Origin of the sequence: Bacillus sp. FJAT-27231 (assembly GCF_001183975.1) — a bacterium.
GTDB classification, from domain to species: Bacteria; Bacillota; Bacilli; order Bacillales; family Domibacillaceae; genus Pseudobacillus; species Pseudobacillus wudalianchiensis.
Map to the genome: position 1 here is coordinate 451,777 of NZ_LFZU01000001.1, position 17,896 is coordinate 469,672.

The following is a 17,896-nucleotide window of genomic DNA, read 5'->3' on the forward strand; positions in this document are numbered from 1 at the left end:
GGAGAGAAGGGGAAAAAGCAAATGAAAGACATTATTAAGTGTGGTGTTATCATTAATTTTTTTGCGCTGTAATCCATAACAGCAAAGGGAGAGTAAATTTAGTCACTACTTAAAGGTGGCTGCTACGTCAGAAACAGCAAGAAGCATTCATGGGTGCATGAACATAACTTTTGGGCTCTTGCTCCTCTTGTGGAGGCGCATTTTCGATAAGCTCTATTGATTTATGATATAATATTATGTCTTAAAAATTTTATATAGGAGGATACCATGGTGCAGCTAGATACAACACCTCAACCTAAACAGGCGACGCACAAAAGAACCTTTTGGTTTGTTGCTGCCTTTATTCTGATTGCAGCTGCTGGATTGTTTTACATCAAATGGTGGCCTTATTATAACAAATCTATTTTAGCAGCCAATACGCATTCTATTGGCGATTCTATTTTAGGAGATCTATCAAGTGAGACGCCATCATGGCAATCGGCTTGGGACTATGCACTTGCTTATTTTAGTTCTGTATGGAAAGCGGCGGTCCTCGGTATTTTGCTTGGTTCCCTGCTTCAAGTTTTATTGCCAGCACAATGGCTGCTTAGATTGCTTGGAAAAGCCTCATTTGGCAGTACAATGATTGCTGGGATGGCTGCCGTTCCGGGTATGATGTGCAGCTGCTGTGCGGCACCGATCGCGATTGGACTTCGTAAGAAGAACGTTTCCGTTGGTGCTGCCTTAGCTTTTTGGATTGGCAATCCTATGATGAACCCCGCTACTCTTATTTTTATGACTTTTGTCTTGTCCTGGAAGTTCACCCTTATGCGGCTCGTCTTTGGATTTATTTTAACGTTTGGCATTAGTTACTGGGCCAATCGTCTTGCGAAAGACGTTCAGCCGGTTGATGTCGACCAAGTGATAGTAGAGACGCAACAAGAGGGCAAATTTTTAAGAAGATGGTTGGGAAGCATAGGAAGGATGCTTCTTTATATTGTGCCGGCATACGTGCTGTCAGTATTGCTTTTAGGAGCAGCGCGCGTTTGGTTATTCCCGCAATTAAGTGAATCAGTAGCGAATAGCCTGCTGGCAATTATTATATTTGCAGTTGCTGGTATGCTTTTTGTCATTCCAACTGCAGCAGAAATTCCGATCATTCAAACGCTTATGTCCTTAGGTCTCGGCGCTGGTCCTGCAGCTGCACTACTTATTACATTGCCTGCTATTAGCTTGCCGTCTTTGTTAATGGTGGCTAAATCATTTCCTAAAAAAGTATTATTTTTTGTCATGGCATCTGTAGTGGTGTTAGGTGTTATCGGTGGTTTGATAGGAAGGATGATCCTATAGGTTTAAGGAGTTATCATCAATGAAACCCTAAAGATTGGACGTGAAAAAAGTGTCTAATCTTTAGGGTTTTCTTTTCAAGTGCAAGCATATTTTGAAATATAAAAAGGAATATAATAGTGTCTACATATTGAACGGGCTATACTGCTTAGTACAATTCGTCTCTATCGCGAAAGAGTATGTGTATTGATTTTGGGATTTTGATCTGTCGTTCATTCAGAAGGGAGAAACAAATGGATTTACTGATGACTGTATTGTTACTGCTTGTTTTTTTGTTAATTTCAAATATCATTAGCCACTATATCCCGTTTATCCCTACAGCCTTAACACAAATAGGATTTGGAGTGATTATTGCGCTCATCTTTAGGGATGTTTCTCTGAAAATCGAAACAGAGTGGTTTTTATTACTTTTTGTAGCTCCTCTTTTATACAATGATGGGAGACATTTTCCGCGTGAAGAATTATGGAAGATGAGGGCGCCTATTTTAGGAAATGCTGTTGTTCTTGTTCTTATCACAACTCTTGGCGGCGGTTATTTTATTCACTGGCTAATACCGAGTATTCCGCTTGCCGCTGCCTTTGCCTTAGCCGCTATTTTATCACCGACTGACCCTGTGGCCGTCAATGGTATTGCTAAACGCATTCATCTCCCTGAAAAGGTGCTTCATCTCGTTAGAGGAGAGTCCTTAATCAACGATGCCTCTGGTTTAGTAGCCTTTAATTATGCGGTTGCGGCCGTTGTAACCGGGTATTTTTCTTTGCGTGAGGCTGTCTTTGATTTTACCTATATGTTTTTAGTAGGGGGGATTTTAGGGTTTGTGTTAGCTTTGCTTGTCACATGGATACGTTTCGTTCTGCGCAAGCAAGGAATTAATGATGTAACGTTTCACTCGTTGTTGCAAATTCTTACACCCTTTATTATTTTTCTCATTACAGAAGAGCTGTTGCATGCTTCCGGCGTCATTGCTGTTGTAGTAGCAGGGGTTGTTCACTCCTTGATAAAAGAAAGAACAGGAACTTTGATCGCTGAGGAGCAAGTGCTGACAGAGAATATCTGGTCCATTGTTTTATTTACTTTAAATGGAGTCGTCTTTTTGCTGCTGGGGTTGAATATTCCTTCTTCTATGATCGAAACGGTAGATAATCCGGCTATGAGCAATTGGTTAGTAATCGGATATGTGATCGCGATCGGGTTTATTATTTTAGGGATTCGCTTTATTTGGTCTTACTCTTTCTCTTACTTTGCTTATCGTTCTGACAAGGAAGAGGACGTATTAAAACCAAATTTTAAAACATCTCTGCTCATTAGCTTAACAGGGGTAAGAGGAGCCGTCACAATGGCGGGTGTTCTCTCTATTCCGTATGTTGTATTGAATGGAGATTTATTTCCAGAGCGATCGCTTATTCTGTTTTTAGCAGCGGGTGTTATTTTATTTACGCTGATTGCGGCGACTCTGCTCTTGCCTCTTCTAAGCAGGAATGAAGCAGCCGAAGGAGAAGAGCTGGGGAAAGCCAGCTTGCAGGAGGCCAAAAGAAAAGTTCTGCTGGCTGCTATTAAAAAGATCCGGCTGGAAATAAATGAAGAAAACAAAGATGCCGCTTATGAGCTCATTGATGAATATAAGATGATGTTTCGGCAGATCCTGCCTGACCCGCATTCAAAGTCATCAGACACCGTCTATTACCAACAAAAACTTACTGAAGTGCGGTTAATGGGTCTAAAAGCAGAACGAAAATATTTCGATGAAATTAGAAAGAAAAATGGCATGGATGAAACTCTGTTTGAAACGCTTGAAAAATCGCTGGATCGCCGACAAGAAGCTCTCTCCAACAATGTTCGCTCGGAAACGATGTATCTAATCGGCCGGATGATCCGGGGATGGCGGCGTTTTATGGAACACTTTCATAAAGACTCCGAAACGAAGCTGGCAAAATTACGGTTAAGAAAGTCACTTCAATTAAAAGCATTGCAAGTCGCACTTAAACATCTGGAAGAGCAGGCACTAGAACATGAAAGACCCGATATTGTCGGGGCCGTCATAGTTGAATATAAGCGAACCATTGATCAGCTAAAGAGACCAGCTGTTCCATACAATGAAGAGCGAGAAGGGAAAAAAGAAGAGCTGCGCCTAAAGGTAATGGACATCGAACGTGGTGAAATTCATGAAATGTATCAATCGGGGGAGATTACTAACGAGCAGGCGAGGGAGTTAAGAAGGTTCGTTAATTACATTGAAAGCGTGACTTTATATGAACATATAGAATAGCTTTCCTTGTTGTTTATGCTTACTCCGCTCCTCGAAAAGCAGAAGTATTGCAAATAGAATGTGTCTATAACCAAAATCAGGCATCCGTATTGGATGCCTGATTTTGTTAGGTTTCGAGCATTTCCCTTAAGGTGGACAACGGTAAATATTTTTTATCCTTTCTTCATATAAATAGGTTGCCGCTAGGAAAAGCTGAAGAAGGAGGGATTTCATGGTTATTGGTTTGTCCGTTATCTTGCTGCTTGTGCTGCTGTTGCCATTCTTCGTAAAACGGGTAGAGGAAAATTTAGAGATATTTTTATTTATTATGGGTTTTTTAGCCGCTGTTATCGGCAAAGTATTAGATAAGGAACTTCTTGTGAAGGCATTAGAGGATCCGCTTCATATTACAATCGCTGTTTTAGTCGCAAGTCTTTTATTTAAATGGTTTAGAAAGCCTTTAGAAAACGGGATTCTTAGTATTAGCAGGATGATGCCATTTCGATTATTTATTGCGTTAGTCGTCATCCTTCTAGGACTCCTATCGAGTGTCATTACGGCGATTATTGCCGCATTAATTTTGGTGTTAATTGTTAGCGTGCTTAGTCTTGATCGTCAATCTGAAGTTCGGCTTGTTGTATTAGCTTGTTTTTCTATTGGGCTTGGCGCTTCTTTGACTCCAATTGGAGAACCGCTTTCCACGATTGCCGTCAGCAAGCTGGGAGAGGATTTCTTTTATCTCTTAAGGCTAATCGGCCCCGAAGTACTAGCGGCTGTTGTACTCTTTGGTGTGCTTTCCATGTTTTTCGTCCATCCGCAGCAAGATCGGGAAGGACTGAAGAGTGACCAGGCAAGTGAAACCTACGAGGACATCGTCGTTCGCACAATTAAAATTTACTTATTTGTGATGGGACTCACACTGCTTGGCACAGGCTTTGAGCCGTTCATTAATCAATACTTGCTAGATGTCCATACCGGTGTGCTGTATTGGATTAATATGATTTCAGCTGTTTTGGATAATGCCACTCTTGCCGCGGCGGAAATTAGCTCGTCGATGGGAAATTCAACTGTACAAGCCATCTTACTTGGGCTTTTAATTAGCGGTGGAATGCTTGTACCTGGCAATATTCCCAATATCATTTCTGCTGGAAAACTCGGGATTACAAGCAAGGAGTGGGCAAGATTTGGCTTACCTGTTGGCTTAGTTGTCATGGTCATTTTCTTTATTGTTCTTACATTAACTTAATGCATAAAAAACTTAAGAAATATCTATGGGCTTTCAGGCTGTTAAAAAAATTCGCTTTCCCACGAAAGACAGAAGTTTTCAATCAGCCTGAGAGCATTGAAAATAGATTTTGTTTACACTGTAAATTTCCTTAAGATTTTTCTCTCTATTGGGCAAAGTAATGGGTAACGAGTTGGGCGAGCGTTTGAAGCTGCTTTTCGTTTAAAAAATCGCGGCTGTCTTTTAAGGAAGACAGGGCACTTTCAATGAGAAACTTTCGAGGATTTCTCGCATGAAGGAGTTCATCTTGAATAAATTCGAGCAATTCCGTACATCTCGGCTTTTCCTCATGACAGTTTAGCGATTTTTTTAAGTCTGTGATCGCCTGGCAAAGTTTTTGCTGAAACGTCTGGTTTGCTTTGTTACAATCCGGGAGCCAGCTGTCTAAAAGCTCAGGCTTAATTAGTTGATCCCCTGCCTCTGATACGTCCTCTACGATTTTGGCTGCTCGTTCTACACTATAACGGACCGCCTGGTGAATGCTCGTATTTGCATCATAAGCTAACGTATAATACCTCAGGTTATGATGCAAAATTCCGATGAACATAATGGCGCAATCCAGTAAATAAGGACGTTTGCTTTCACCAAAAATGTCTATAAATCGTTCATATACCCAGCGGATCATGAGTAATTGGCCTTTTTTCATAAATTGCTTAAGATCTGTGTCATTGGAAACGAGTACTTCTTCAAATAAAAAAATGAGCTTATGTGTTTTATTGGCTCTCATTTGCAGTTCGATTTGCTTAATGAAGATCTCTATATTAGAAGGGTCCTGGCCGATAAGCAGCTCATTCCGTTCTTTCTCAAGCTGCTTGTGAATAGTTCTGAAAAGAGCCATGAGCAATTCACTTTTAGAAGAGAAATAATTGTAAAATGTGCCTTTTGAAATTCCGCTGTAATCTAATATATCTTGAATGGAAGTAGCCTGAAATCCTTTTTCAACAAATAGCTGGTGAGCCATCTTAATCACATGCTGCTTTCTGTCGTTCATTTCATCACCTTTAAGTTTAGTTGGACATACTGTACAACTTCTATAGTACATTAATTTTCAGACTAGTACAAACTTCATAGGGGAAGGGTATTTTTCAGTTGCGATATTTGGACTTGTAGTATATGATATCTTTTGTATGAAACGAAGGTACAAAATAATGAACTTAACGTCTATGGAGGGAACTGAATGGATTATTCAATGCAAAAGACCGATCGCCCACCGTATGGGATTCTGGCTGTGCTCATGATCGGCGCTTTTATCGCCTTTTTAAATAATACACTGCTAAATATCGCACTGCCTTCAATTATGAAGGACTTAGAGGTTGAAGCTTCAACGGTCCAGTGGCTAACAACAGGATTTATGCTAGTAAACGGAATCTTAATTCCAACAACTGCCTTTTTAATTCAAAAATATTCTGTGCGCCGCTTGTTTTTAATTGCGATGGGCTTGTTTACAATCGGAACGATCATTGCCGGAGTGGCTCATATATTTCCTGTTCTATTAGCAGCCCGGATGGTTCAGGCTTCTGGATCCGCTATTATGATGCCGCTTTTGATGAATGTGATGCTCGTAAGCTTCCCTATCGAAAAACGGGGAGCCGCAATGGGGATATTCGGTTTAATTTTAATGGCTGCACCAGCGATTGGCCCAACTTTGTCAGGATGGATTATTGAACATTACGATTGGAGAATGCTGTTCCACTTTGTTACGCCAATTGGGGTTGTCGTTTTATTAATTGGCTTTTTCTTGCTAAAAGATAAGAAAGAGAGAGTGGATATTCGCCTTGATTTGTTTTCACTCGTTTTATCAAGCGTGGGCTTTGGAGGCCTATTGTATGGATTTAGTTCTGCGGGAAGCAAGGGGTGGGATAGTCCGCAAGTGTACGGCACCATCCTTATCGGCGCTGTTTCGTTAACTGCATTTATTTTTCGGCAATTAAAGACCGATCGGCCAATGCTGAACTTTAGAATTTTTAAATACCCGATGTTTGCTTTATCATCATCCATTACGATGGTTGTAAATATGGCACTGTTTTCTGGAATGCTGCTCATTCCTATTTATGTGCAAACCATCCGCGGCATTTCTCCGCTTGATGCGGGGCTGATGATGCTTCCGGGAGCGCTTACGATGGCGCTTATGTCACCTATCACCGGAAGATTATTCGATAAGTTTGGCGGGCGTATTTTAGCAGTCACAGGATTGACGATTACAACGATTACTACTTACTACTTCAGTAAGTTAGCCATCGATACAAGCTACACCCATTTAGTTGTATTGAATGCAATTCGGATGTTTGGCATATCCATGGTGATGATGCCGGTGTCTACAAACGGTCTAAATCAGCTTCCGGCTCGCTTTTATCCACATGGAACTGCAATGAATAACACATTGAACCAAGTAGCCGGTGCCATTGGTACAGCGTTGCTCGTGACCGTTATGTCTACTCGTACAGAAACGCACGCTTCTGAACTGGCTGCAGATGCCATGAAGCATCCAACTGTCCAGCCATCGGACGCTGCTATTGCTGGGATGAAGCAGGAAATCGCCATGAAAGCGATGCTCGAAGGAATCAACGACGCTTTCTTCGTAGCAACTTTAATTGCGGCGGTTGCTCTTATTCTTGCCTTGTTTATCAAGCGTTCAAAGCAGGCTGACGATCCTTTAAAAGGAAGCCCATCAGGCAAGAAGACTGGACAACAGTTGGCAGAAAATTAACAGGAGTTTTGGAATGGAGAGTTTTCCCAGATAGCAGCTAAGCAGCTATTGTGCTTCATGAAAAACTATCTAATTTAAAAGAAAAGGGAGCGCTCTTAACATTTAGTTGCTTAAGAGAGCTCTCTTTTTTATTTATGCACTTCGTTAGTGGTCTTTTTACGAAATACGGCATAAACAGCTGCAACAATTCCGCCTGCCATGCCCGCAAGCAAGTCTGTCATCGTATCCTTATTGCTGTCGCTCTCTAAAAAACCCATAATCGTTCCAGCAAACTCTATGCTTTCCCAAATGACACTGGAAGAGATGGCGAACGATAAGACAAATATAAAAATGAGCCAGCTGGAAACCTTTTTTTCTGCTGGATCAGGGATGAATAGGTTGTACAATGTTATAGCCACAAAGGCCATAAAGACACTGCCGAAAAAGTGAAGCAGTGTATCCCACCAAGAAAATCGATCATAGAACCGAACAATGGCTCCTAAAAAGAACGTGCAGAACAGCAGAAGATAATAACTAATAATCAGCGGCAAACTAAACGGAATCCTTTTACAGAATAAGAGTAGCAAAGGAAGCATACCCATCAGAATTCTGCTTATCGTATCTAGCCAGTCAAACGACTCTCCATGTGAATGCTTTATAAAGGCAGAAGCGGCTATTAAAATAACAAAGATTGCGGTTAAGATTAGGATTGCCTTCTTTTTCATACAATCGCCCCATTTTTTTGGAATTCTTATTAGTATGTCCTTTACAGAGATATTTAGCCATTGCTGTATGGGTGCTTGTCTGATTTCTTATAAGGAAAATCTCTATCGTGAAGGTCTGTTTTTCTTAGCTTGAGAGAGTGTGTTTATTTAAGCTGTTTTTGCGCCTTTGATTACAACTTGTTTATCTGTGGAAAGATAAGAGTAAGTATAAGTTAAAAGGATAGAGGAGAATGAGATGGCTGCTAAAGTAGGAAACCAAGATAGTTATCCGAATCGCTATGCGTATTTATCAAAAAATTTGTGGTCGGGTTTTTTGTTTGGAATAGGTTTTATTGCTTTTTTTGATGAAGCGGTCTTCCATCAGCTGCTTCATTGGCACCATTTTTATGATAAATCAACAACTAGTATGGGGTTGGCATCAGATGGACTGTTTCATGCATTTAGCTGGTTTGCGACCATCGGCGGTTTGTTTTTATTCGCTGATCTTCACCGCAGAAAAGCATTATGGCTTATGAGATGGTGGGGAGGCGTCTTGCTTGGAGCGGGGGGATTTCAGCTGTACGATGGGATTATCCAGCATAAAGTGATGAGGATCCATCAAATACGCTATGTGGAAAACGTCATCGTATATGATGCCATATGGAATGTTGCCGCCGCAGCCATGATTATCATCGGTGCTATTCTGATTGTTCGCACGCAGCGTCATCTCGCACCGGAGGGAGAAAACCGGGCATGAGCAGCTATGCTGATATTTGCTATACAGGCGGCCAGTTATCTGGCGTCATACCTCAGGTGCTGCTTGCGCTCCCATTTGGTTTAGCTTTATTCTGTTATCTTTTTGCCGTCATACGATCTAATCGACATTATAAGAAGTGGCCGTTAGCTCGTACTGTCTTTTGGATTGTGGGTGTGCTGTTTGCTGTTTTTTCTGTAGCAGGTCCTCTTGCAGAACGTGCCCGCTTCGACTTTACAGCCCACATGATCGGTCACTTATTTCTTGGCATGGCCGCTCCGCTTTTTATGGCGCTCGCCGCCCCTATGACTCTTATCCTGCGGGTGCTCCCTATTCATCTAGCCAGGTGTCTTACTCGTCTGTTAAAAAGTGTACCTGTCCGTTTTGTGAGTGATCCGATCGTGGCTTCCTTGCTTAATGTTGGCGGTTTATGGATTTTATATACAACCGGATTATATACAGCAATGCATCAGTCTCTTCTTCTTCATTTATTTGTTCATGTTCATGTATTTTTAGCTGGCTACGTATTCACTATATCGCTGATTTATATTGATCCAATCCCTCACCGAAAAGGCTTCTTATATCGATCAATTGTGCTAATTGTCACTTTTGCCGGCCATGGAATCTTATCAAAGTATATTTATGCTCATCCTCCAGCCGGTGTCTCTTTAGCACAAGCTGAAAAAGGGGGGATGATCATGTATTATGGCGGGGATGCGATTGACCTCGTGTTCATCTTTATTCTATGCATGCACTGGTACAAGTCGACTCGGCCTCGGGAGTTAGCGGAGAAGAAAGTATCAGGCGCCATTCCATTAGCTGCAAGAAGGTGACATAAAAGCTCATGAATGGATGGCTTTGGCGGCACCTTTTCTATTAGCTGACGAATAAATTAGGTTTTTAACGCTCATGCTACGGGAAATAAAATAGATGATAAAAGAGCGAAAGTCTTTAAGGAGGAGAAAGGAGCGGACAGTGTGACAGAATTTTATCGTTTATTAAAGTCTGGGAGCAAGTCGGCTTTATGGGCAACCGTCGTAAACACGATTGTCGCTCTTATTAAAACAGCTGCTTACCTTATTACAGGAAATGTAGCTATGTTTGCTGAAATGATGCATAGTTTTGGAGATGCGGCGAATCAGCTGTTTGTCTATATCGGTTCAGCGTTAAGCAAAAAAGCGCCAACAGAGAAGTTTCCAGGCGGATTTGGCCGGTTAGTCAATCTCGTTTTATTAGGCGCCGTGTTAATTGTGGGAGTATTAGCATATGAAACAATTATAGAAGGTTTTCATCATATTTCTGCTCCAACCCACTCAGAAAATTGGTTTTGGCTTAATATCGGGGTACTTGGAGCAGCTGCTGTATTAGAAGCAAGCGTTCTCGTTAAGGCGATGAAGGAGATTACCGAGCATTTACCAGCAGAAAAAGTGAAGGGGTGGAAGATTATTCCCGAAAGCTATAAGAATGTAAAAAACGCGAAACCGGCTACAAAGCTCGTCTTTTTAGAAGATAATGTAGCTGTAGGCGGGGCCCTTCTTGCTTTAGTCGCCATTTTGGTTGCTAGATACACCTCTTTTCATAGTGCTACGGGATATGCTTCTATTATAATTGGCTGTTTACTCATTTTAGTTGTCGGCCGAGTATTTTTAGATAATGCAGCGGGAGCGCTCGGTGTGGCAGATGTTAAGCTGCAGGCGAAAATTGGTGCTCATGTTCTCCAGCATCCTCAAGTAAAAGATATTCAGGATTTGGATGTGATTAAAGAAGGAGAGGATCTTCATGTTGAGCTTCGGCTGGAAGTAGATCCAGAAATGAAAATTAAGGTGGCAGATGATATTCGGGATCATATTGAAGCAAACATTAAGAAAAGTATAGCGAATGTAACAGACGTGATTATTGAGTTTGATGAAGATGACCGTATCCCAACATGGGCTGGTCCAGCAGAATAAAAGGGGTTTTAGTCTTTTACAGAAGTTTGTTAAAGTTAGCCTGACGACTTGACACCAAGCGCCTAATGAATTATTATATTAGTATAAACTCAATATTCCTTTTTAAGGGGAGTAGCTTTTACAGCAAAGTCGTCATTACAGAGCAATCCGCTCTCGGCTTTGTTGGCAGCGATGGACGTTGTTAGCAAGACCTTACCAAACGGTAGAGGTCTTTTTTTGTTGTTAGGGCCTGTACCGAGTGTGGTACAGGCCCTTTTTGTTTAGCTGCTTATGAGTTCTATTAACAAACTAATCTATAAAGTGAGGAGGGAGAACATGAAGAAAAAGCGTTTACCTTTTCATCAGCTAGTAAAAAAGAATAAGGAGGAAATGATGAAAGATAAGACTATTATTGAAGAAATTGAGAAGAAGCTAGAAGAAAAATATGCAGATAAATCAAAAGCAGTATAACTTATTTACAAAAAATATTGGAGGGTTTTACATGTTGAAAAAAATAATGGCATCGTTAATGGTTTTTAGTTTGTGTTTAGCACCTGTTGGACATATTGTAGATCAAAACACGCAAGTAGCGAGTGCAAAGTCTTATAAATCAGGAAAAAGATCTTACAGTCCCCCTGCCAGCAACAATTCGTCATTTTTTAAGAAAAACAAAGATCAGCAAGTTAATAAACAAAAATCAACAACAAATTATTCAAAGAAATCAGCCGTGACGAAATCGAATAAAGGTGGTTTTCTAAAAGGGTTGTTTCTTGGTGGAGTCGCTGGTTTATTGTTCGGCAGTATGCTTGGACATTTAGGTATCTTTGGCTCCATGCTTGGATTTCTCATCAATATGATGGTCTTAGTGGCGATCGCAGTCTTAATCAAAAAAATTGTTGTTTCCTTGTTCAGAAATAAACGGAGGGACTATGATTCATGGAACAGATAAAAATAACCGAGCAGGATATCATCAATGCTCTTTGTCTCTATATTTCCGATAAAAAGGACGTTTCTCCTTATGAAGTAGAAGTTGAATTGTTATTCGATGATGACTATGGCTTCTCTGCTGAATCTCATGTGTTAGGCCGAAAGCAAATCTTAACGACGGTTAATATGATTGAGGCGATTCGTTTTTGGCTTGATACAGAACTCAATGTCGATCCGTTTGCGGCAGGAATTGAGTTAGTGCTTGATGAAGATGAGGGAATTATTGCTTGGGTGAGATAACAAAACATCCCGCTGTCCATGGACAGCGGGATGTTTTGTTATTTTCTCATTCATTTTCTTTCCACTGCACAAAAGAATTACCGACAGCTAAATGCACAGCATTGCGGCCACTTTCTTTGGAAGAGTAAAGGGCTTGATCTGCTTCTTGCAAAAGCTGATCCATTGTATCAGCAGCCGTCCTCATTTCCGTTACTCCGAAACTGGCAGTGACTGCAAGCGGACCCTTATCTGTCTCTAAAGGGGAAGCGGTGAGATGGGCACGAATCTTTTCCGCTCTTCTGCCAGCCTCATGAATAGCTGTATACGGCAAGCAAATAACAAATTCCTCTCCACCATAACGGCCGAAAACATCTGTTGGCTGCAGGTGCTTTTTACAGATCGATACGACGTGACAAATCGCCGAATCGCCGATACTGTGACCGTAGCGATCGTTGATTTTCTTAAAGTAATCAATGTCAAAAAGAAGAATAGACAATGGTTTCTCATTTTCGATAGCTTGCTGCATGCATTCTTGGCTTTCCACGATAAAATAGGATCGGTTATAAATTTGGGTTAGTCCATCTGTATAAGCGAGTTTTTTTAACTGGTCTTCAAGTGTTTTCTGAGCGGTAATATCACTCAGAACGATAATATGGCCAATCATTTTCTTCTTATCGTTGAACATGGGAGTGACACGCACATGATAGCATTTGTGAGTTTCTTTGTTTATCCACTCAAACTCTTGCTCTTCTTTTTGATTATCATATTGGTAGGGAATCGCCTGATTTTCTTCCCTCAAAATAGCTTCAATGTTTTTTCCAATACTTGAAGAATTCAGTTGTGAAAGAATACTTTCAGCTGCTTGGTTATAATCGATAATTTGGTGAGCTGAGTTAATGACAACGACCCCATCTCGCATGCTTTCAAACACCCGGTCCCTTGCTATTGGGGCTAGAATAAGCAGCTTAGAGGAAAAGATAGCCCAAAGATACAGGGCAGAAGTGAGACACATCACAATGGGTACAGGGTCCATCCCATGTGGTGAAAGCCCGATTAAATATAAAAAGGAAGCCATCATCGGGAGAATTAAACCTAATAATAAAGGTATAATTTGTTTCCAGTACACGTCTTTTGTCCGCTTCCAGTACCATAATAAAATGCAAGCGCCAAGCAAAAGACAGCCAAACGTATAGCTGCCATGGATAATATACCAAGGACCAACGACAATATCGGCTAGCACTGCACCCTCCTCTGGGCGCAAATAAATGGAACGGTACAGCAGATGGTGGAAATCATTTGTGAAAGAGATAAGAGAAGTGAGAGTTGGAATAAGAAATAAAAATAAAAGTGTTTTTCTTTTTACAAACGCTTCTAATCCAGCATACTTCAAAATTAAAACGAGACAGGTTGGAGCAATAAAAGGCAATCCCACGTATTGAACCTTCAGCCAAAGCGTAATTTCAGTGAGATTCCTGCTTGCCAGTTCAAAGGCATGGCCGAATACGTAAATGGCGGAAAGACATGACATGAGAATAAAGGTCGTACTGCTAGAGGATACGTCTCTTTTCGTGTAGGCATAGATGGCTAATAGAATAGATAAAACCCCTGACACAGAAACAATGACAACATAACGGAAGATTTCTAAATTCATCGCGCAGCTCCGAAGGTTAAATAAACGGTATTTTTTCAATAGACTTGGATATTATAACAAATTTTTTGTTTGTTCAGATTGAAAAGTTTGAAAATAAACTTGTTTTTTTATGAGTCATTTTTAATAAATATGTTACTATAGAACTATATAAATGTAATAGAATGTATATTGAAAAGCAAAAACCAATTTATTTAGCATGAATACATAGACTGGCCATATTTATAGAGTATGTTTTGAATAAGTAGGAGTGTTGTCATTGAATGCTGTGATTCAATCAAGTCTTTCCAACATTGCGATTATTTTCTTTATGCATTTATGTATCACCATATTGCTTCATAATAGAGAAAATCTTTCCCGATACTTTGCTATCGGGATTATTAGTGTTGTGTCTTTTGCTGTTATCCTATTGTTTTATTTGCCGATTACGTATGGTGGGTATCATTTTGATTTGCGATTAGTTCCGCTTGTGTTTTTAACGGTTAAATGGGGCTGGAGATTTGCCCTTCCAGCTTTAGTTATAACAGGTGCATGGCGTCTGGGGATAGGCGGGCCTGGAGCTGTTCCTGGTGTGGTGTTCGGCATGGTGCTTCCGGTGTTTTATTCTTTCTTATTCAATAAGGGAGAGCAGTCTAAGCTGGATTCGATTACGCTAGTTTATTTAGTAGTCGGCTCATGGCTGATTTCCGATTTGCCTATTATTATGATGGTGCCGGATGGGTGGAATGTATTTAAAGATATTACGTTTTTTCGCTTTTCCTTTTTTATGTTAATAGCGTTTACTTTAAATTTCTTTATTAACAGTGCAGAAAAAGAACTGGATATAAAAGAAAAGCTCCAATATTACGCCCGCCATGATCCGTTGACAGGGCTATATAACATCCGGTTCTTTGAAGAAAAAATAGCTTCTTATTCAGCATCAGATAAAAAAATGTATATCGCTATGATCGACATTGATTTCTTTAAAGCGATCAATGATACGCATGGGCATGTAAACGGCGATAAAGTTTTAAAAGATGTGGCAGCTGTCATAAGTGAAGAGGCGGCGTGCTATCCTGCAAAAAAGATGGTTGCCGGCCGGTACGGAGGAGAGGAATTTATTCTTTTTGCGATGGTGGATAAGAAGGAAGAGATGGAAAAAACGGTCGAATCAATTCGTGAGAAAGTAGAGAGAACGACTTTCTATACCGAAAATAAGAAACACGAGATTACCTTAACCATTTCTATCGGGGTATGCAGTCTTCCGGTCTTTTCTATGCTGCATGAAGCGATCAACCTGGCAGATCATTCTCTTTACGAGTCGAAGAAAAATGGCCGGAACCAAATTCATTACACAGAATTAAAAGAGAGGCGGTAAAAGGAATAACAAAGAAATTCTTTCTGATGATGGCTGGAAGAAAGCAGACAGACGGACAATGCTAGATTGGCAATAAAGATGGTGCTATGATATTTCTGTGCTTATTATATGTACTGGAGGGTTTTGAATGTTGACGATTAAGGAAATTGCTGAAATGGCGAAGGTCTCAAGATCGACGGTTTCGCGTGTATTGAACGATTCAGGATATGTAAGTGAAGAAGCGCGGCGCCGTGTTCTAGCGGTTATTGAAGAGACAGGCTACATGCCTAGTCAGCATGCAAAGGCACTTCGGACAAAGAAAACGAAAGTTATTGGCGTTATTCTCCCAAAAATCAGCACGGAAACATCAGGGCGCGTCGTAAATGGAATAAACGAGGTACTTCAAGATCAAGGGTACCACATTTTATTAACGGCAACGAACCTTGACTACCAAAAAGAGATCGAATACTTGCGTTTATTAAAGAGCAGGCAGGTGGATGGAATTATTTTAATAGCTACTACGGTCAATGCAGAATTGATAGCAGAAATCCATCAGCTTAACATGCCTTTTGTAGCCATCGGCCAGGACATTCCGAAAGCATCAAGTGTCACATTTGACGATTATCATGCAGCGAAAGAAATGACGAATTATCTTATTCGTAAAGGATATAAGAATATTGCCTTCATCGGAGTAGACGAATCTGATCCAGCAGTGGGGATTCATCGTAAGCAGGGATTTATGGCGGCGATGAAAGAAGCTAAACTTACGATTCACAAGGAATGGATGGGACAGGCAAACTTCACTATTCCATCTGGCTTTGAGGCGATGAAGAGGATTATCCGAAACTCTCCTGAGAACCTCCGTCCGGATGCGGTTTTTGCGGTGACGGATCGGATCGCTATTGGGGCCATGCAATATTTAAAAAAAGCTGGCTGCATAGTTCCTCAAGAAATGGCTGTAGCGGGAATCGGTGCGGCTGATATTTCTAAGTACATTGATCCTGCATTAACGACGATAGACTTTGAGAATGAACGGGCAGGAAGAAAAGCAGCCGTGATACTTCTAGAAAAAATCGAAAGCTATAGCGAACAACAGAAAAAAGTTGTTTTAAATTATAGAGTCATCGAAGGAGATAGTGTATAATTGAGTGTGAAATCGATTTCACACTCTTTCATGAATCCTTTCTTTGGTCTTAGATGACCTTGATAAAGGGGGATTTAATGGTGGTTTTATTGCAATCGCTTTCATTGCATGAAGCTGATTTTATTTTTTAACCCTTGTGGTATCGATTCCATACGGAGATTAACTTTACTTAATTAGGGTATGAGTGACTAAAAAAGGGGTGTAAAAATATGGATGTAGACCGCCGCATTGCTGTAGAAATTATCGAGGCCGTTGGTGGAAAAGGAAATATTATGTCGGCTGCTCATTGTGCCACACGCTTAAGAATCATGGTAAAAGACAAAGAGAAAATTGACCAGAACCGAGTAGAGCATATTGAAAAAGTCAAGGGAGCCTTTTTTAATTCTGGTCAATATCAAGTGATCCTCGGAACGGGAACGGTGAACAAAATTTATGAAGAGGTGATCAAACTAGGCGTTGAGGGCTCCTCAAAGGGAGAGCAGACAAAAGAAGCGGCCAAGAGCGGCAGTGCTTTCCAAAGAGCTATTCGTTCATTTGGCGACGTATTCGTTCCGATTATTCCAGCTCTTGTAGCAACAGGCTTGTTTATGGGCGTTCGTGGGTTAGTCATGCAGGAACAAATACTTTCCCTCTTTGGAATCACTCCAGATCATGTTCCAGATAACTTTATTTTATTTACACAAGTATTAACAGATACAGCTTTTATTTTCCTGCCAGCTCTCGTTGCCTGGTCTACATTCAGGGTATTTGGCGGATCGCCGATTATTGGCTTAGTTTTAGGATTAATGCTCGTCAGTCCCTCCCTGCCGAATGCTTGGGAAGTGGCCGGCGGACAGGCAGAAGCGATTAAGTTCTTTGGATTTATTCCTGTTGTCGGCTATCAAGGCTCTGTGCTGCCGGCTTTTATCACGGGAATTGTTGGGGCAAAGCTTGAGCAGCAAATTCGAAAACGTGTCCCCGATACGTTTGATTTAATCGTTACCCCTTTTTTAACGTTACTTGTCATGATTGTTTTAGCCTTATTCATCATTGGCCCTATTTTCCATAGTGTCGAGGAAGTGATGCTGCATGCAACAGTAGCTGTTTTAAAATGGCCATTTGGAATTAGCGGGTTCATTATTGGTTTCCTCAATCAAATGATTGTTATTACAGGAGTCCATCACGTCTTTAACTTATTAGAAATTCAACTGCTCGAAAAATTTGGAAACAATCCGTACAACGCTATCGTCACATGTTCGGTCGCCGCACAAGGCGGAGCCGCTTTTGCGGTTGGACTAAAAACAAAGTCTAAGAAATTAAAAGCATTAGCCCTTCCATCGTCTTTATCCGCTTTGTTAGGAATTACAGAACCGGCCATTTTCGGGGTTAATTTGCGCTATTTCAAACCATTTGTAATGGGATTGATCGGCGGCGGTGCAGGTGGATTTTTTGCCTCAATCTTTGGATTAAAAGGAACGGGGATGGCTATTACAGTTATTCCGGGAACGCTTCTTTACTTGAATGGACAAATCGTTCTTTATTTGCTCGTTAACCTCATCGCCATTGCCGTTGCGTTTATTTTAACTTGGTTGTTTGGCTTTCATGATAAAATGCTAAAAAACCAAGAATGATTGCGGCTATTGCGATCAGCAAA

General features: G+C 40.9%; 16 protein-coding genes. 13 read left to right on the forward strand and 3 right to left on the reverse strand.

Translation table 11 applies throughout. The features are described from left to right. The first annotated feature begins 267 nt into the window (after positions 1-267). The 3 genes from AC623_RS02150 to AC623_RS02160 all read left to right on the forward strand — a co-directional run bounded on the left by AC623_RS02150 (position 268) and on the right by AC623_RS02160 (position 4,818). Complete coding sequence (locus AC623_RS02150) at positions 268-1,329, forward strand: permease (protein ID WP_049660086.1); 1,062 nt, start codon at positions 268-270, stop codon at positions 1,327-1,329. Positions 1,330-1,559: 230 nt separating this feature from the next. Then, positions 1,560-3,593 (forward strand): Na+/H+ antiporter, encoded by a 2,034-nt coding sequence (locus tag AC623_RS02155; protein WP_049660088.1) that lies wholly within the window; start codon positions 1,560-1,562, stop codon positions 3,591-3,593. A gap of 211 nt (positions 3,594-3,804) precedes the next feature. Further along, the gene (locus AC623_RS02160; protein ID WP_049660090.1) at positions 3,805-4,818 is read left to right on the forward strand and encodes a DUF1646 family protein; all 1,014 of its coding nucleotides are present in this window, start codon (positions 3,805-3,807) and stop codon (positions 4,816-4,818) included. A gap of 145 nt (positions 4,819-4,963) precedes the next feature. Here AC623_RS02160 and AC623_RS02165 read toward each other — a convergent pair whose 3' ends face one another. Next, the gene (locus AC623_RS02165) at positions 4,964-5,848 is read right to left on the reverse strand and encodes a TetR/AcrR family transcriptional regulator (RefSeq protein ID WP_049660095.1); all 885 of its coding nucleotides are present in this window, start codon (positions 5,846-5,848) and stop codon (positions 4,964-4,966) included. Positions 5,849-6,034: 186 nt separating this feature from the next. On the opposite strand from AC623_RS02165, the gene AC623_RS02170 reads away from it, so the two are divergent. Then, entirely contained in the window at positions 6,035-7,564 is a 1,530-nt protein-coding gene (locus AC623_RS02170) for a DHA2 family efflux MFS transporter permease subunit (protein WP_049660098.1), read from the forward strand. A 128-nt stretch (positions 7,565-7,692) separates the two neighbouring features. Here AC623_RS02170 and AC623_RS02175 read toward each other — a convergent pair whose 3' ends face one another. After that, positions 7,693-8,268, reverse strand: coding sequence for a hypothetical protein (locus AC623_RS02175; protein ID WP_049660102.1), 576 nt, complete (start codon positions 8,266-8,268; stop codon positions 7,693-7,695). Between the two features lie 235 nt (positions 8,269-8,503). Between AC623_RS02175 and AC623_RS02180 the strand changes: the two genes are divergently transcribed. From AC623_RS02180 to AC623_RS02200, 6 genes are all read left to right on the forward strand, one after another. Then, entirely contained in the window at positions 8,504-9,004 is a 501-nt protein-coding gene (locus AC623_RS02180; RefSeq protein WP_049660104.1) for a DUF2243 domain-containing protein, read from the forward strand. After that, positions 9,001-9,834 carry a cytochrome c oxidase assembly protein gene (locus AC623_RS02185; RefSeq protein ID WP_049660106.1) on the forward strand — a complete coding sequence of 278 codons (834 nt, stop codon included), beginning with the start codon at positions 9,001-9,003 and terminating at the stop codon, positions 9,832-9,834. Before AC623_RS02180 ends, AC623_RS02185 begins: the two co-directional genes overlap by 4 nt. A 144-nt stretch (positions 9,835-9,978) precedes the next feature. After that, positions 9,979-10,950, forward strand: a complete 972-nt coding sequence (locus AC623_RS02190) for a cation diffusion facilitator family transporter (protein ID WP_049660110.1) — start codon at positions 9,979-9,981, stop codon at positions 10,948-10,950. A 315-nt stretch (positions 10,951-11,265) separates the two neighbouring features. Next, on the forward strand, positions 11,266-11,400 hold the full coding sequence (locus tag AC623_RS20870; RefSeq protein ID WP_156186985.1) for an FbpB family small basic protein: 135 nt from the start codon (positions 11,266-11,268) through the stop codon (positions 11,398-11,400). Positions 11,401-11,431: 31 nt separating this feature from the next. Then, complete coding sequence (locus tag AC623_RS02195) at positions 11,432-11,878, forward strand: hypothetical protein (protein ID WP_049660112.1); 447 nt, start codon at positions 11,432-11,434, stop codon at positions 11,876-11,878. Further along, positions 11,866-12,156 (forward strand): YxcD family protein, encoded by a 291-nt coding sequence (locus tag AC623_RS02200; protein WP_049660115.1) that lies wholly within the window; start codon positions 11,866-11,868, stop codon positions 12,154-12,156. Before AC623_RS02195 ends, AC623_RS02200 begins: the two co-directional genes overlap by 13 nt. Positions 12,157-12,202: 46 nt before the next feature. Here the strand turns inward: AC623_RS02200 and AC623_RS02205 are convergent, their stop codons facing one another. Then, a complete protein-coding gene (locus tag AC623_RS02205; protein ID WP_049660117.1) occupies positions 12,203-13,786 on the reverse strand; it encodes a histidine kinase N-terminal 7TM domain-containing diguanylate cyclase in 1,584 nt (527 codons plus the stop codon). Positions 13,787-14,051: 265 nt separating this feature from the next. On the opposite strand from AC623_RS02205, the gene AC623_RS02210 reads away from it, so the two are divergent. The 3 genes from AC623_RS02210 to AC623_RS02220 all read left to right on the forward strand — a co-directional run bounded on the left by AC623_RS02210 (position 14,052) and on the right by AC623_RS02220 (position 17,873). After that, positions 14,052-15,140 (forward strand): diguanylate cyclase, encoded by a 1,089-nt coding sequence (locus tag AC623_RS02210; RefSeq protein ID WP_231603576.1) that lies wholly within the window; start codon positions 14,052-14,054, stop codon positions 15,138-15,140. Between the two features lie 127 nt (positions 15,141-15,267). After that, positions 15,268-16,263: a LacI family DNA-binding transcriptional regulator gene (locus AC623_RS02215; RefSeq protein WP_049660121.1), complete on the forward strand. Its 996-nt coding sequence runs from the start codon at positions 15,268-15,270 to the stop codon at positions 16,261-16,263. A gap of 209 nt (positions 16,264-16,472) precedes the next feature. Further along, the gene (locus AC623_RS02220; protein WP_049660124.1) at positions 16,473-17,873 is read left to right on the forward strand and encodes a sucrose-specific PTS transporter subunit IIBC; all 1,401 of its coding nucleotides are present in this window, start codon (positions 16,473-16,475) and stop codon (positions 17,871-17,873) included. The last annotated feature ends 23 nt before the right edge of the window (positions 17,874-17,896 follow it).